The sequence below is a fragment of the Saccharospirillum alexandrii genome, from assembly GCF_004000275.1.
GTDB lineage: Bacteria > Pseudomonadota > Gammaproteobacteria > Pseudomonadales > Natronospirillaceae > Saccharospirillum > Saccharospirillum alexandrii.
Genome location: NZ_RCIP01000001.1, coordinates 636,017 through 649,949, shown reverse-complemented (window position 1 = coordinate 649,949; position 13,933 = coordinate 636,017). Strand labels below are relative to the sequence as shown.

Sequence of the window (13,933 nt, the reverse complement as noted above, 5' to 3'; positions counted from 1 at the left end):
AGCCCAATTCAATAGGGACACTGTTATGCAACAGCGTGCTGTATCTGTTCAAGACCTGGCCGTCGGTAACGACCAGCCGTTTACTCTGTTTGGTGGCATCAACGTCATTGAAAGTCGCGACCTGGCGATGACCATGGCCGAACACTACGTCAAGATCACTGAAGACCTGGGCATTCCCTACGTGTTCAAGGCCAGCTTCGACAAAGCCAATCGCAGTTCAATTGCAGGGTTTCGCGGCCCGGGCCTGGACGAAGGGTTGAAGATACTGCAGGAGATCAAACAAACTTTCAACGTGCCGGTGATCACCGACGTCCACGAGCCCTACCAGTGCCAGCCGGCTGCCGATGTCGCTGATGTCATCCAACTGCCTGCGTTCTTGTCCCGCCAGACTGATTTGGTGATGGCGATGGCCAAAACCGGCGCCGTCATCAACATCAAAAAAGCCCAGTTTCTGGCGCCTCACGAAATGGCCCACATTCTGCGCAAATGCGAAGAAGCGGGCAACGACAAACTGATTCTCTGTGAGCGCGGCACCTCGTTTGGCTACAACAACCTGGTGGTCGATATGCTTGGTTTTGGCATCATGAAACAAACCGGTTACCCGGTCATTTTTGACGTCACCCACGCTCTGCAGAAACCCGGAGGCCGCTCCGACTCGGCCGACGGACGCCGGGCCCAGGTAACGGACCTGGCTCGGGCCGGCATGTCGCAGAAAATTGCGGGGCTGTTTCTGGAATCTCACCCCGACCCGGACCAAGCCAAGTGCGACGGTCCCAGTGCCCTGCCACTGGAACAATTAAAGCCGTTTCTGGCACAAATGAAGGCGCTGGATGACTTTATCAAAGCTCAGCCTGACCTGGTGACCGGCTAACGCGCCCATGCGTTCGCCTGCTTTCAGCGGTCTGAAGGGTCGCGCCGACGTTCAAAATGAGCGTCGGCCGCCAGGGTGTAGGCCTGCTGATAAAGCCCCTGGGCGTTCAGCACAAGATCCGCCACACATCGGGCAACCCCCTGCCCGCCCTTAACGGTCAATACCACATTGGCCCGCTCCAGCACGAGGCTGTAAGCGTCTGCCGGTGCCAGGCTACAGCCACACCAGGCCATTACCTCCAGATCCACCAGATCATCACCAACAAAGGCGATTTCATTGGGTGCCAGCCCCAACTCCTCCGCCAGCGCCTGCAACCGCTGCAGTTTATTGCGACACCCAACAAAGGCATGTTTGACGCCCAGATCGTTCAAACGGGTACGAAGCGCGGGGCTGTCTTTGGCCGATACGACAGCGACGTCAATGCCAACATCGGGGAGCACCTTTAATGCCACCCCATCCCGGACGTGAAAAACCTTCTGGGATTCGCCATCGGGTCCATAGTACAAACGCCCGTCGGTTAGCACGCCATCAACATCGAAAGCAACCAGGCGGATATCTCTTAATAAGACAGTATGCTCTTCATTCATTGACACGCTCCCCGGTTACCCAAACAGATCAAAACTCGGACCGCTGCCCTGGCTCGCCGCCGGGGAATCATCGAGCCAGTAGGCAGGCTTGGAAAAGGTTTGCTCTATTTGCCGTGCCAACTTGGGCGTCAATGCTTTTTTCCCAGCGCACAGCCGCTCGGCCTGTGCCGGTTCGATGCCGAGGCAATAGGCAAAGTCTTCGGCTGTAATCGCATTTTCATCGAGTAGCTGGGTCAGTTTCTGATGCTGTGAATTCATGTCCGGCTCCCACCATTAAAAAAGGCCGCTTAGGCGGCCTTTGCAATACTCAGTATAGCCGACCCCATGCGTCTGGCGCAGAGGTCGGACGCCTACCTCCGTTACTGGGACAAGGCGCCACTGATACGGACGTCGGCAGAGGTCCGCAGTGCATTGAAGAAACTCTGATAGTCGGCCTGGCCGGTACGCTGCGCAAGATAGTTACCAACTGACTGGCGAACATCGTCACTAACCTCGCCTTCTGTTACCGACAACACAGCAACCAGATATACGGTTTCACCAGCGGTATATCGCTCGACAGTCAGACCATCGGCAGCCGGGCGCGGCAACTCAAAGCTGAACTGTACCAGGCTTGAGGGCAAATCGCTGTTATCTCGATCGATCACGGTAGGCGAAGCCCAACGCTCATCTGTAACCACACCGGCCGATCTCACCTGTTCCAGGTCATCGGTCGCGGCCTGTTCAGCCAATTCGGTTGCCTGTTCATTGGTCACGATGTCAACAATCCGGTCTCGTACTGCGTCCAGTGGTTGCACTTGCTCCGGCTCGTAAGCCTCCAGCTGCATAACCGCCAGGCCGCCGTTCTCCAGACGAACAACATCGCTGATCAGATTTTTGTCCACTACAGATTCAGAAAAGGCCGCGGTCACGAATGACGCAGAAGCCGCAATGCCAGAGGTGCTGTTACGGTTTATCCAGTCGGAGGTCTGAACCGCGGTATTGAACGTTTCGGCAACCTCTTCAATGCGGTCACTCTGGAACGCAATATCCGCCATCTCTGTTTCGAGCAAACCAAATTCTTCACGCGCCTTACGCTCGCGCACGGCTTGCTCCAGGTCGTCACGAACACTTTCCAGTGGCTCAACATCGGCCTGCTCAAGCGTTTCGAGCCGAATCAAGTGCACGCCAAACTCGGTTTGTACCGGGTCGCTCACATCACCGACAGTCTGCAGTTGTTGACCCGCCTCGTAGAATTCATCGACATAAAGGCCTTCACTTAACTCGCCCAGGAATCCACCGTCGAGCGAGCTGCCCGGGTCATCAGACAACTCTTCGGCCAGGTCAGCAAAGGACTCACCAGCGTCCAGACGTGCCTGGGCTGCTTCAGCCGCCGCCATGGGATCATCACCCTCGGCAAAGAGAATATGTGACACTTCGCGTAACGTGTCTGATTCAGCCTCAGCGACATAGCGATTGTATTGGGACTCTATGTCCGATTCGGTCACCACCATGTCGGGGATCAAATCACTCTGATTAAGAACAACGTAACGAACCTGAACCTGCTCCGGGTTCAAAAACTGGTCACTGTTGGCTTCGTAATAAGCCTGAATATCCTGTTCGGTAACGTCGACCTGATCCAGAAAGTCTTCGGCGTTATAACGGCGATAAGTCACTTCCCGGCGCTGGCTTTCCAAGGCGGCAGAGCGTTCAACATCGCGCTCCAGTTCAAAGGCAGAACGTACCAGGCCCGCTTGCATTTGCTCCAGCCGTATCTGGCTGCTCAACTGGCTGCGGAACGTAGTGGGAGTAAAGCCGTTTATTGCGATATACCGGCGAAAGGCTTCTTCATCGAATCGGCCATTCGACTGAAACGCACCAATCGTCAGAATATTTTGATTAACCTCTTCTTCGCTGACCGCCAGATCCAGATCAACACTCGCCTGTCGTTGAATTTCTTCATTAACCAGAGCGTTGACGACTGACTGACGGATAAACGACGAGTTCAACAATTCAGGGGTCGCATTTTCACCCAGTTGCTGTATCAGTTGCTGTTGGCGTTCCTGGACCAGTCGCTGTACCTGCACATCACTGATGCCCTCACCATTCACTTCAATCGGGTCGGAACTGTTTACAATGCCGACGATGGATTCGGCACCAAAAAAAGCAAAGGCAACGACGATAACGGCGACGATGACCTTCCCCGTCACTCCCTTGGCTGCATTACGGAAAAACTGGAGCATTTAGCTTCCCACCCCGTCTGGACACTACGGATATTCAGATAAAAAAAAAGCGCATCAGGGCTGACACGCTGTCGGTTCAAACCGGGTTCTGGTGAGAGCCTGATGCTCCCACCCGAGACCCTTCAATCAGTTTACGGCGTCTTTCAGCGCTTTACCGGCCTTGAAGCTCGGTACTTTGGCCGCTTTGATTTCGATCGGCTGGCCAGTTTGAGGGTTACGACCGGTACGGGCCGCACGCTCTTTAACGCCAAAGGTACCGAAACCTACCAGTACGACCTGATCACCGCTTTTCAGCGTGTCAGTCACAGAGTCAATCATTGCATCCAGTGCACGGCCAGCAGCCGCTTTTGGAATGTCAGCCGCAGCCGCTACAGCATCAATCAGTTCAGACTTGTTCACACTTTTCCCCTTTAACTTCGTTGTGATGCAGTTTTATGTCCCTGGCAATGCCTGGGGTGCTAAACCCGGGGCATTGCGCTTACTAAAGCACCCTGCACCTGTTTTGTTATTTGTTTGTGCTTTTCAGCCCGTGCATTCGATTCATGTCGAACCCACTTTATACCAGCCTCAAAATTCCACTGTCAAGCGGTTCTAGTGAGTGCTGAGGCTAGATGATGTCTGGTTCTCAGAGCGAGTCTTGGCCATTTCCGCTTCCACCTGGGCATCGGTCAGTGGCGTAGGATTGCGCTCCAAGGCTACATTTAACACATCATCTATCCATTCAACAGGACGAATATCCAGCTCTTTCTTGATATTGTCCGGTATCTCCTTCAAATCCCTGACATTTTCCTTGGGAATAATAACGGTTTTAATACCTCCACGGCGAGCCGCCAGAAGCTTTTCTTTCAAGCCGCCAATGGGCAACACCTGCCCGCGCAGGGTTATTTCACCGGTCATGGCGACATCAGCCCGAACCGGAATGCGAGTCAGCACTGAAACCAAAGCAGTAGCCATGCCAATACCTGCGGACGGTCCGTCCTTTGGAGTAGCCCCTTCCGGAACGTGCACATGGATGTCACGGTTCTCTATAAAGTTGGGCATGATACCCAGGCTTTGAGCCCGGCTACGAACCACGGTCATGGCCGCCTGGATGGATTCTTTCATGACATCCCCCAGCGAGCCGGTCTGTACAGTTCGGCCCTTGCCGGGCACCGAGGTGGCCTCAAGGTTCAGTAACTCGCCACCCACTGATGTCCAGGCAAGTCCGGTGACCATACCGACCTGATTCTCCTTGTCGGCCAACCCAAACTTGTATTTGTGGACACCGGAATACTCTTCCAGATTATCATGGTCGATGGTTGTCGTTCTGGTTTCTTTCTCCAGCACGTTGGCCATGACAACCTTACGAGCTACCTTGGCTATTTCCCGCTCAAGTCCACGAACCCCAGCTTCCCGGCTGTAATAGCGAATCAGATCACTGATCGCACCGGTGGTCAGGTTAAGTTCGTTTGCTTTCAGTCCGTTGGCTTTCAACTGCTTGGGCAACAGATATTTTTCGGCAATCGCCACTTTTTCATCTTCGGTGTAACCCGGAATGCGAATGATCTCCATCCGATCCAGCAACGGACCGGGGATGTTCATCGAGTTGGCGGTACAGATGAACATCACATCCGACAGGTCATAATCCACTTCGAGATAATGGTCGTTGAACGTGTGATTCTGTTCCGGATCAAGAATCTCCAGCAAGGCAGAGGCCGGGTCACCCCGGTGATCCATACCCATCTTGTCGATCTCGTCGAGTAAGAAAAGCGGGTTGCGCACGCCTACCTTACTCAGTTTCTGAACAACCTTGCCAGGCATGGAGCCAATGTAAGTGCGGCGGTGACCACGCATTTCCGATTCATCCCGAACCCCACCGAGTGCCATACGGACAAATTTACGGTTTGTTGCGCGCGCGATCGACTGACCCAGAGAGGTTTTACCCACCCCAGGCGGACCTACCAAACACAACACCGGTCCTTTGACTTTCTTGACGCGCTGCTGCACGGCCAGGTATTCGAGGATCCGCTTCTTAACCTCATCGAGACCATAGTGGTCTTCTTCCAGAACTTCCTGAGCGCGCTTCAGATCATGTCGCACCCGCGACTTCTTGGACCAGGGTACGCTGATCATCCAGTCGAGGTAATTGCGCACGACCGAGGATTCCGCCGACATCGGTGACATCATTTTCAGCTTGTTCAGTTCAGCTTTGGCTTTTTCAAGCGCCTCTTTAGGCATGCCAGCGTTATCGATCTTGCCACTCAGCTCTTCAATTTCATTGGGGTTACTTTCATCCAGGTCACCCAGTTCTTTTTGAATCGCCTTCATTTGCTCGTTCAGATAATACTCGCGCTGGGATTTCTCCATCTGCTTTTTTACCCGACCGCGAATACGCTTTTCGACTTGCAGCAAGTCGATCTCGGTTTCCAGAACCGACAACAGATGTTCGATCCGGTCGCGATCAGCCGACAACTCCAACACCTGCTGTTTCTCATCTATCTTCAACGACAGATGCGCAGCTATGGTATCCGCAAGACGACCCGGCTCCTCAATACTGTTCAAAGAGGTAATCACTTCTGAGGGAACTTTCTTGCTCAGCTGTACGTATTTGTCGAACTGGGACATCAGCAGCCGAACCAGAGACTCGCTCTCGCGCTCACTGAGCTGCCCGCCGGTCATCAGCGTCGCGTGCCCCTTTATGTACTCCTCACCCTCTTCCAGCTCGTCAATGCTAACGCGATCAACGCCTTCAACAAGCACCTTCACCGTGCCATCTGGCAATCGCAACAATTGCAGCACGGTCGCCAGGGTACCAACGTGATAGAGATCGCCCTGATCAGGCTCATCATCAGAAGCATTGCGCTGGGCGACCAGCAGTATTTTCTTGCCATCGTCCATGGCAGCCTGGAGAGCCGCTATGGACTTCTCACGACCAACAAACAATGGAATGACCATGTGCGGATAAACGACCACGTCACGCAATGGAAGCAGCGGTAATACAATAGGATCGCCTGCCGGGGAGTCAGAATGCTCCATGGGAACCTCGGAAACTGTTCAGATTTGAATTGATAATGGCGCCTGGGCCCGTCAAATCAAGAGCTTAGGGCAATAAAACTTTTACCTGCCCGGTTGCGACACAGAGGCGCCAACACCGTCGTCGCGGAATAAAAAACGGGCCCTAGGGCCCGCTTTCTGATCAGTCGTGCTGACCACCCGCTGTTTTCTTGCTGTCTTGTGTTTCATAGATCAGCAGGGGTTCGGATTCCCCCTTAATGACACTCTCTTCAATGACCACTTTCGAGACTCCGGTCTCCGAGGGAATCTGATACATGGTGTCGAGCAGCACGTTTTCCAGAATAGACCGTAAGCCCCGGGCGCCGGTTTTACGTTCCATAGCCTTGTGGGCAACGGCCTTGAGCGCACTGATGCGAAAATCCAGTTCGACACCTTCCATATCAAACAACTTCTGGTATTGCTTCACCAGGGAGTTCTTGGGCTCGGTCAGAATCTGAATCAGAGCGTCTTCATCCAGTTCGGTCAGGGTGGCAACCACCGGCAAACGACCAATAAATTCCGGAATCAGACCGTATTTGACCAGATCTTCCGGCTCAACATCGGCAATGGTTTCACCCAGATTCCGGTTTTCGTCCTTGGACTTCATGGTAGCGCTGAAGCCAATACCGCCTTTTTCAGATCGGTTGCGAATAACCTTCTCCAGACCCGCAAAAGCACCACCGCAGATAAACAGAATGTTGCCAGTGTCGACCTGTAGAAACTCCTGCTGGGGGTGTTTGCGTCCGCCCTGCGGCGGTACCGATGCTACGGTCCCCTCAATCAGTTTCAACAAGGCTTGCTGCACACCCTCACCAGAGACGTCCCGGGTAATTGAGGGGTTGTCGGACTTCCTGGAGATTTTGTCGATCTCATCGATGTAGACAATGCCGCGCTGGGCCTTGTCCACGTCGTAATCGCACTTTTGCAGCAGTTTCTGAATGATGTTCTCGACATCCTCACCCACATAACCGGCTTCAGTCAGGGTGGTGGCGTCAGCAATGGTGAACGGTACGTTCAACATGCGGGCCAGAGTTTCGGCCAACAGTGTTTTACCACTGCCTGTCGGGCCGATTAGAAGAATATTGGACTTACTCAGCTCAACGTCATCGTTGTGCTCGCCGTACTGCAGCCGTTTGTAGTGATTGTAAACGGCGACCGAGAGCACCATTTTTGCGCGCGACTGGCCAATGACGTATTCGTCCAGCGTTTCACGGATTTCCGCGGGAGTCGGCAGTTTACTGCTTTCGTGCTTGGGACCATTGTCCTGCAGCTCTTCGCGAATGATGTCATTACACAGATCGACACACTCATCGCAAATGAACACCGAAGGCCCGGCAATCAGCTTACGGACTTCATGCTGGCTCTTTCCGCAGAAAGAGCAATACAGCAACTTACCGTCTTCGCCTTTTCCGGTTCTATCGTCGGCCATTCAACTACTCCATTGGTAACGGTTGCTCGATTAAAGATGAAACCACAGCCCCGATAATGCAAGTTTTTTCAGGGAAACCACTGTGGTTGTTTGGTAAACGTGATCAACCGATTGATTTTACAGGTATTTTAGCGATTTCATCACAGTCAGCCAGTATTGCGGCTCTGCATGACCTTATCGACCAGGCCGTAGCTGACGGCATCGTCTGCCTTCATGAAGTTATCGCGATCAGTGTCTTTCTCGACAACCTCAAGCGGCTGACCGGTATGATACGCCATGATGTCGTTCAAACGCTGTTTCATTTCCAGAATTTCACGCGCGTGGATCTCGATGTCTGACGCCTGCCCCTGGAAACCGCCCAGTGGCTGATGAATCATCATGCGCGAATTGGGCAGACAGAAGCGCTTGCCCTTAGCTCCGGCTGTCAGTAACAGCGCACCCATGCTGGCCGCCTGCCCGATGCACATGGTGCTCACGTCGGGCTTGATGAACTGCATAGTATCGTAAATAGCCATGCCAGCGGTGACCGAACCCCCCGGCGAATTGATGTATAGCGAAATGTCCTTGTCCGGATTCTCGCTTTCCAGAAACAGTAACTGCGCCACAATCAGGTTGGCCATATGGTCTTCAATCTGACCGACCAGGAAGATCACGTTCTCTTTCAGCAGTCGCGAATAGATATCGTAAGACCGTTCACCCCGAGCCGACTGCTCAACGACCATAGGTACCAGACCGCTGGCGTTCATGATATCGGGTGCGGACCCGTTGGCATCAAACTTTGACATTGACTCGACTCCTGGTATTCAAAAAACAAAAAAGTTGGCACCCCCAAGGAAGCGCCAACTCTCATTGCTGCCTCATGCTGCCGACATCAGAGCCGGCACTGGCATTCAGCCTTGTGCCGCCGCCTTGTTCTTAACAGCGTCCTGGTAACTTACGGTGGATTCGTTCACCTTGGATTTACTCAGGATATAGTCGATTGCTGCGTTTTCAACAACCACAGCACGAACTTGGTTCAAAAGTTCACGATTGCTGTAGTAATAGTCAATAACCTGCTGCGGCTCCTGGTATACGGAAGCCTGGTCTTCGATGTAGGCACGCACCTCAGCGTCGTCTGCTTTCAGTTCACCGCTGTTGATCACTTCGTTCATCAGCAGGCCAACTTTTACGCGACGCTCAGCTTGTTCCTGAAACAGCTCCTTGGGCAGGCTGGACGGGTCCATCTGGGCGCCACCACCGAACTGTTGAACGGCTTGCTGCTGCAAACGACCAATCTCTTCATCAACCAGCGCTGAAGGTACGTCGAGGCTGTTGTCTTCGACCAACTTCTCGATGACATCGTTCTTCAGCTTGGCCTGGAGTGCGTTACGAGCTTCGCGCTCCATGTTCTGGCGAACTTCAACTTTGAAGCTTTCAAGGTCGGTACCCTTGGTGCCGAAGGCTTCAAAGAAGGCTTCATCCAACTCGGGCAGCTCGGCTTCAGCCACTTCCTTCAGCGTGATATCGAACACAGCTGCTTTGCCAGCCAGTTCCTTGTTGCCGTATTCTTCAGGAAAAGTGACATCAACCGCTTTGGTTTCACCGGCTTTCATGCCGACGATGCCGTCTTCAAAGCCGGGGATCATCGATTTTGAGCCCAGAATCAGGGTCTGATCTTCCGCACTGCCGCCATCAAACGCTTCACCGTCTACCTTGCCCACAAAATCGATTTTGACCTGATCGGTATCGGCCGCGGCACGATCGACAACTTTATATTCAGCACGCTGCTTGCGCAGATTGGCCAGCATGTCCTCAATATCGGTATCGGTTATCTCTGCGGACTGCTTGTCGAACTCATAACCGTCGAACGCAGCCAGCGTTACCTCAGGGAACACTTCAAAGATGGCGACAAACTCAACGTCCTGGCCCGCTTTGTCCTGAGTGAATTCAATGCGCGGAGAACCGGCAGGCGTCAGCTTTTCTTCGGTCAGGGCTTTTGCGTAATTATTTTGTACAACTTCCTGCAGCACTTCGGCGCGAATGCCATCACCAAAACGCTGCTTAACCACGGAAACAGGCACTTTACCCGGACGGAAACCGTCGATGCGCACGCGGCGAGCTGTTTGCTTCAGCTTTTCACTGACCGCATTATCCACTTCACTGGCGGGGACACCCACCTTCAGACGGCGTTCCAGACCGGTAGTCGCTTCGACAGACACTTGCATGAGGCTTCCTCTTGCTCTTTTATAAGGTAATGACCGGTAAACTAAGCCCGATCTGTACATTGGGTTAATTCGGGGGCGGTTAATGTAGGGGTGATGGGGGTACTATTCAAGCCCAGTCAACGGTATCCGGCCGCCCGGCTGATAAATCATGATTCAACCAATGATTGAATCCACCGGGAAGCAAGACGCCGCCCGATTTTTTTAGCGCACATACAAAAAAAGCCGGAGACCGGCCTTTTCTGAAATAATAAGTGGGGTGGACGATGGGACTCGAACCCACGACGACTGGAATCACAATCCAGGGCTCTACCAACTGAGCTACGCCCACCACAAATTATCGTTACGAGACTGGTACGCCCGGCAGGACTTGAACCTGCAACCACTCGCTTAGAAGGCGAGTGCTCTATCCGGTTGAGCTACGGGCGCGTAATCCCAAAAGGTCACGCTACCAGAGCGGCGAAACCGCCTGCCCACCGAGACGACACCTTACTAAATTAATGGTCGGAGCAGAGGGATTCGAACCCCCGACCCTCTGGTCCCAAACCAGATGCGCTACCAGGCTGCGCTATGCTCCGATCAGTACGTCTCGTCAACGTGGGGCGCATATTACTGACGGGCTGGGGTGCCGTCAAACACTTTTTTAAAAAAATTCAGGAAAAACAAGACGATAGACCCTTTTCCAGTGAATTCGATCAATCTTTGAACTGAGTGTGTTTCCTTGCCCGACCCAGACGGGCATGCGAAAATCCGCAAAACTTCCAAGGAACCTCTCCATGCCCGCAAACATACTGGACGGTAAGGCGACGGCGAGCCGCGTGCGCGCCCGCGTCGCCGAAGAAGTCACCGCCCTGACCAGCCAGGGGATTCGGCCCCCGGGCCTGGCTGTCATTCTGGTCGGCACTGACCCGGCCTCCGAAGTCTATGTCGGCAGCAAACGCCGCGCCTGCGATGAAGTTGGCTTCAAATCAGTCAGTTACGATCTACCAGCATCGACCAAAGAAGCTCAGTTGCTGGCGCTGATCGACGATTTGAATGACGATGCCTCCATTGATGGCATTCTGGTCCAGCTACCACTGCCCGAGCATATTAATGCCGATACCGTGGTTGAGCGCATCCGTCCGGATAAAGACGTCGATGGTTTTCATCCGTTCAACGCCGGGCGGCTGGTTCAACGCCGGCCCATGCTCGAAAGCTGCACTCCAAAAGGCATTATGACCCTGCTGCGCGAAACCGGGGTGGACCTGCGTGGCCAGGAAGCGTTGGTCGTTGGCGCCTCGAATCATGTCGGTCGGCCTATGGTGCTGGAATTACTGCTGGCCGGCTGCACAACAACCTGCGCCCATCGGTTCACGGTCGATCTTGAAAAACACGTACGTCGCGCCGATATCCTCGTGGCCGCTGTTGGTCGACCCGGCCTGATCAGGGGCGATTGGATCAAAGAAGGCGCCATTGTGATCGATGTGGGCATCAGCCGCACCGACGATGGCAAACTGACTGGCGATGTGGATTTTGAACTGGCCTCTGAGAAAGCAGCCTGGATAACCCCAGTCCCTGGCGGTGTCGGTCCGATGACGGTAGCCACTCTGATGGAAAACACCTTGATAGCAACCAAACGGTTGCACCTTAATCTCACGCAATAACCCGAGGACAACCTGTGAACGTATTGCTAACTACCAATCTGGGCGATATTACCCTGACCCTGAACACTGAAAAAGCGCCCAATACCAGCGCCAACTTCGCTGAATACGTGAATGCCGGCTTTTACGATGGCCTGATCTTTCACCGGGTGATCAACGGCTTTATGGTACAGGGCGGCGGCTTTGAACCTGGCATGAAACAGCGCTCTACCCGCGCGCCCATCGACAACGAGGCCAACAACGGCCTTAAGAACACCGTCGGCACCATTGCCATGGCCCGCACCGCTGATCCGCACTCGGCCACGGCCCAGTTTTTCATCAACATTGCTGACAACAGCTTTCTGGATTTCAAATCGGAAAGCACCGATGGTTGGGGCTATGCCGTCTTTGGCGAGGTAACCGACGGCATGGACGTCGTAAACCGGATCAAAGCGGTACCAACAACTTTCAAGGCTGGCCATCAGGATGTGCCGACTGAAGACGTCATCATCGAAAAAGCCGTTATTCTGGAATGATTGGATGATACACCACCGCCGTGCCGTTCTGATTTCAGATCTGCACCTGAGCGAGTCCCGCCCGGACCTGGTCCGGGCCTTTTATGCCTTTCTGGACGACGTTGCCAGCCAGGAGGAAGCCCTGTTCATCCTGGGGGATTTCTTCGAATACTGGGTCGGTGACGACGCCACTTCCTCCCTGCATGACGAGATAGCTAGACGGCTGCATCAACTGTCTGAAACCACAGCGGTCTATTTGATGGTCGGTAACCGAGACTTTGCCCTCGGCTATCACTATGCCAAACGCTGCAATGCGACCTTGCTGCCAGACCCGACCCCGGTTCAATTTGGCGCACAGACCTGGCTGTTAAGCCATGGCGATCGACTGTGCACCGATGATCGCGGTTATCAGCGGTACCGAGCCATCATTCAGTCTTCCGCCGTGCTGAGCACCCTGCGCCGACTGCCTCTGGCCTGGCGGCTAGCGTTGGCCGAACGACTGCGCAAGGCCAGCAAAGACCGAAACAGAACGGATGCGCCCCGCTACATCGATGTGAATCAAAAAGCCGTGAAGCGAGCGCTGAAAGGCACCCGGCACGCCGGGCTGATCCATGGTCATACCCATATGGCCGACTGGCATAGGATCTCGGACGATAATGAACCAGACCGTGAACGCCTGGTAATGGGTGATTGGGATAAACTGGGTTGGTATTTGAAATTCGAGCAGAATTGCAAAACACTCAACCGGTTCAGTATTGCCCAGTTAGCGTTCGGGCAAGACTGACGGTCATGCCTGCACCGGCACACCACTGTGAAACCGAAAGGTCTCATCCGGCGACTCGATCAAGCTGGCTTCCAGCTCCCGAAAAGCCGCAACTCGATCCGTAATATCCGTCTCTGAATACTGCCGTGCCAGCGTCAGATAGTCTTTATAGTGTCGTGCCTCGCTTTTTAACAACGAGAAATAGAAACGACCCAGCACGTCATCGCCCCGGCGGTACAATTCCGGCACCAGCGCTGCGAATCGCTCGCAGGACCGAGCTTCAACAAAAGCCCCCAGTATCAATCGATCAACCACCTTTTCCGGCTCGCTCTTGCGTATCAGTTCGTGCAAGGCACCGGCATAGCGGCCTGCTGTAAGATGCGTGTATTGAATTCCACGATCATCCATCAACTTGAGCACCTGATCGAAATGCACCAGCTCCTCACGTGCCAGCTTACTCATTTTCGACAGTAGCTCACGGCGATCGACGTATTTGTACATCATCGACATGGCCGCCGAAGCCGCTTTTTTTTCACACTGGGCGTGGTCGATCAGCAGCACCGTCAGGTTGTCCAGGGCCTTCTCAACCCAGGCTTGCGGAGTTCGGTTGCCGAGAAAATCAGGGATGTCCCCCAATACGGTCTTTGGATCGGGGGCTTCTGTGGCCAATTCGGGGCTAACAGGGTCTTGAATCAC

13 protein-coding genes and 3 tRNA genes are annotated in these 13,933 nt (G+C 53.9%); 4 read left to right on the top strand and 12 right to left on the bottom strand.

What is annotated here, in order from left to right; genetic code table 11:
- Positions 1-25: 25 nt before the first annotated feature.
- Entirely contained in the window at positions 26-871 is an 846-nt protein-coding gene (gene kdsA / locus EP166_RS03085; protein ID WP_127555330.1) for a 3-deoxy-8-phosphooctulonate synthase, read from the top strand.
- A 23-nt stretch (positions 872-894) separates the two neighbouring features.
- Here kdsA and EP166_RS03080 read toward each other — a convergent pair whose 3' ends face one another.
- From EP166_RS03080 to EP166_RS03030, 11 genes are all read right to left on the bottom strand, one after another.
- Complete coding sequence (locus EP166_RS03080; protein WP_127555329.1) at positions 895-1,458, bottom strand: KdsC family phosphatase; 564 nt, start codon at positions 1,456-1,458, stop codon at positions 895-897.
- Between the two features lie 15 nt (positions 1,459-1,473).
- Positions 1,474-1,716, bottom strand: a complete 243-nt coding sequence (locus tag EP166_RS03075; protein ID WP_127555328.1) for a helix-turn-helix transcriptional regulator — start codon at positions 1,714-1,716, stop codon at positions 1,474-1,476.
- A 101-nt stretch (positions 1,717-1,817) separates the two neighbouring features.
- A complete protein-coding gene (locus tag EP166_RS03070) occupies positions 1,818-3,677 on the bottom strand; it encodes a SurA N-terminal domain-containing protein (protein ID WP_127555327.1) in 1,860 nt (619 codons plus the stop codon).
- Between the two features lie 126 nt (positions 3,678-3,803).
- Positions 3,804-4,076, bottom strand: coding sequence for a nucleoid-associated protein HU-beta (gene hupB / locus EP166_RS03065; RefSeq protein WP_028669965.1), 273 nt, complete (start codon positions 4,074-4,076; stop codon positions 3,804-3,806).
- Positions 4,077-4,268: 192 nt separating this feature from the next.
- Positions 4,269-6,692, bottom strand: coding sequence for an endopeptidase La (lon, locus tag EP166_RS03060; RefSeq protein WP_127555326.1), 2,424 nt, complete (start codon positions 6,690-6,692; stop codon positions 4,269-4,271).
- Between the two features lie 160 nt (positions 6,693-6,852).
- The gene (gene clpX / locus EP166_RS03055) at positions 6,853-8,139 is read right to left on the bottom strand and encodes an ATP-dependent Clp protease ATP-binding subunit ClpX (RefSeq protein WP_127555325.1); all 1,287 of its coding nucleotides are present in this window, start codon (positions 8,137-8,139) and stop codon (positions 6,853-6,855) included.
- A 146-nt stretch (positions 8,140-8,285) separates the two neighbouring features.
- Positions 8,286-8,924, bottom strand: a complete 639-nt coding sequence (gene clpP, locus EP166_RS03050; RefSeq protein WP_127555324.1) for an ATP-dependent Clp endopeptidase proteolytic subunit ClpP — start codon at positions 8,922-8,924, stop codon at positions 8,286-8,288.
- Positions 8,925-9,029: 105 nt separating this feature from the next.
- Positions 9,030-10,343 (bottom strand): trigger factor, encoded by a 1,314-nt coding sequence (gene tig, locus EP166_RS03045; protein ID WP_127555323.1) that lies wholly within the window; start codon positions 10,341-10,343, stop codon positions 9,030-9,032.
- A 252-nt stretch (positions 10,344-10,595) separates the two neighbouring features.
- Positions 10,596-10,671 (bottom strand) — tRNA-His (locus tag EP166_RS03040).
- Positions 10,672-10,692: 21 nt separating this feature from the next.
- A tRNA-Arg gene (locus EP166_RS03035) sits at positions 10,693-10,769 on the bottom strand.
- A gap of 72 nt (positions 10,770-10,841) precedes the next feature.
- Positions 10,842-10,918 (bottom strand) — tRNA-Pro (locus EP166_RS03030).
- Positions 10,919-11,116: 198 nt separating this feature from the next.
- Here EP166_RS03030 and folD point away from each other — a divergent pair.
- The 3 genes from folD to EP166_RS03015 are packed head-to-tail and all read left to right on the top strand — an operon-like array spanning position 11,117 to position 13,258.
- On the top strand, positions 11,117-11,983 hold the full coding sequence (gene folD, locus EP166_RS03025; RefSeq protein ID WP_127555322.1) for a bifunctional methylenetetrahydrofolate dehydrogenase/methenyltetrahydrofolate cyclohydrolase FolD: 867 nt from the start codon (positions 11,117-11,119) through the stop codon (positions 11,981-11,983).
- Between the two features lie 14 nt (positions 11,984-11,997).
- Positions 11,998-12,495, top strand: a complete 498-nt coding sequence (locus EP166_RS03020; RefSeq protein WP_127555321.1) for a peptidylprolyl isomerase — start codon at positions 11,998-12,000, stop codon at positions 12,493-12,495.
- A 4-nt stretch (positions 12,496-12,499) separates the two neighbouring features.
- Positions 12,500-13,258: a UDP-2,3-diacylglucosamine diphosphatase gene (locus EP166_RS03015; protein ID WP_164743787.1), complete on the top strand. Its 759-nt coding sequence runs from the start codon at positions 12,500-12,502 to the stop codon at positions 13,256-13,258.
- A gap of 3 nt (positions 13,259-13,261) precedes the next feature.
- Here the strand turns inward: EP166_RS03015 and EP166_RS03010 are convergent, their stop codons facing one another.
- Positions 13,262-13,933 carry a MiaE family protein gene (locus EP166_RS03010; protein ID WP_425469998.1) on the bottom strand — a complete coding sequence of 224 codons (672 nt, stop codon included), beginning with the start codon at positions 13,931-13,933 and terminating at the stop codon, positions 13,262-13,264.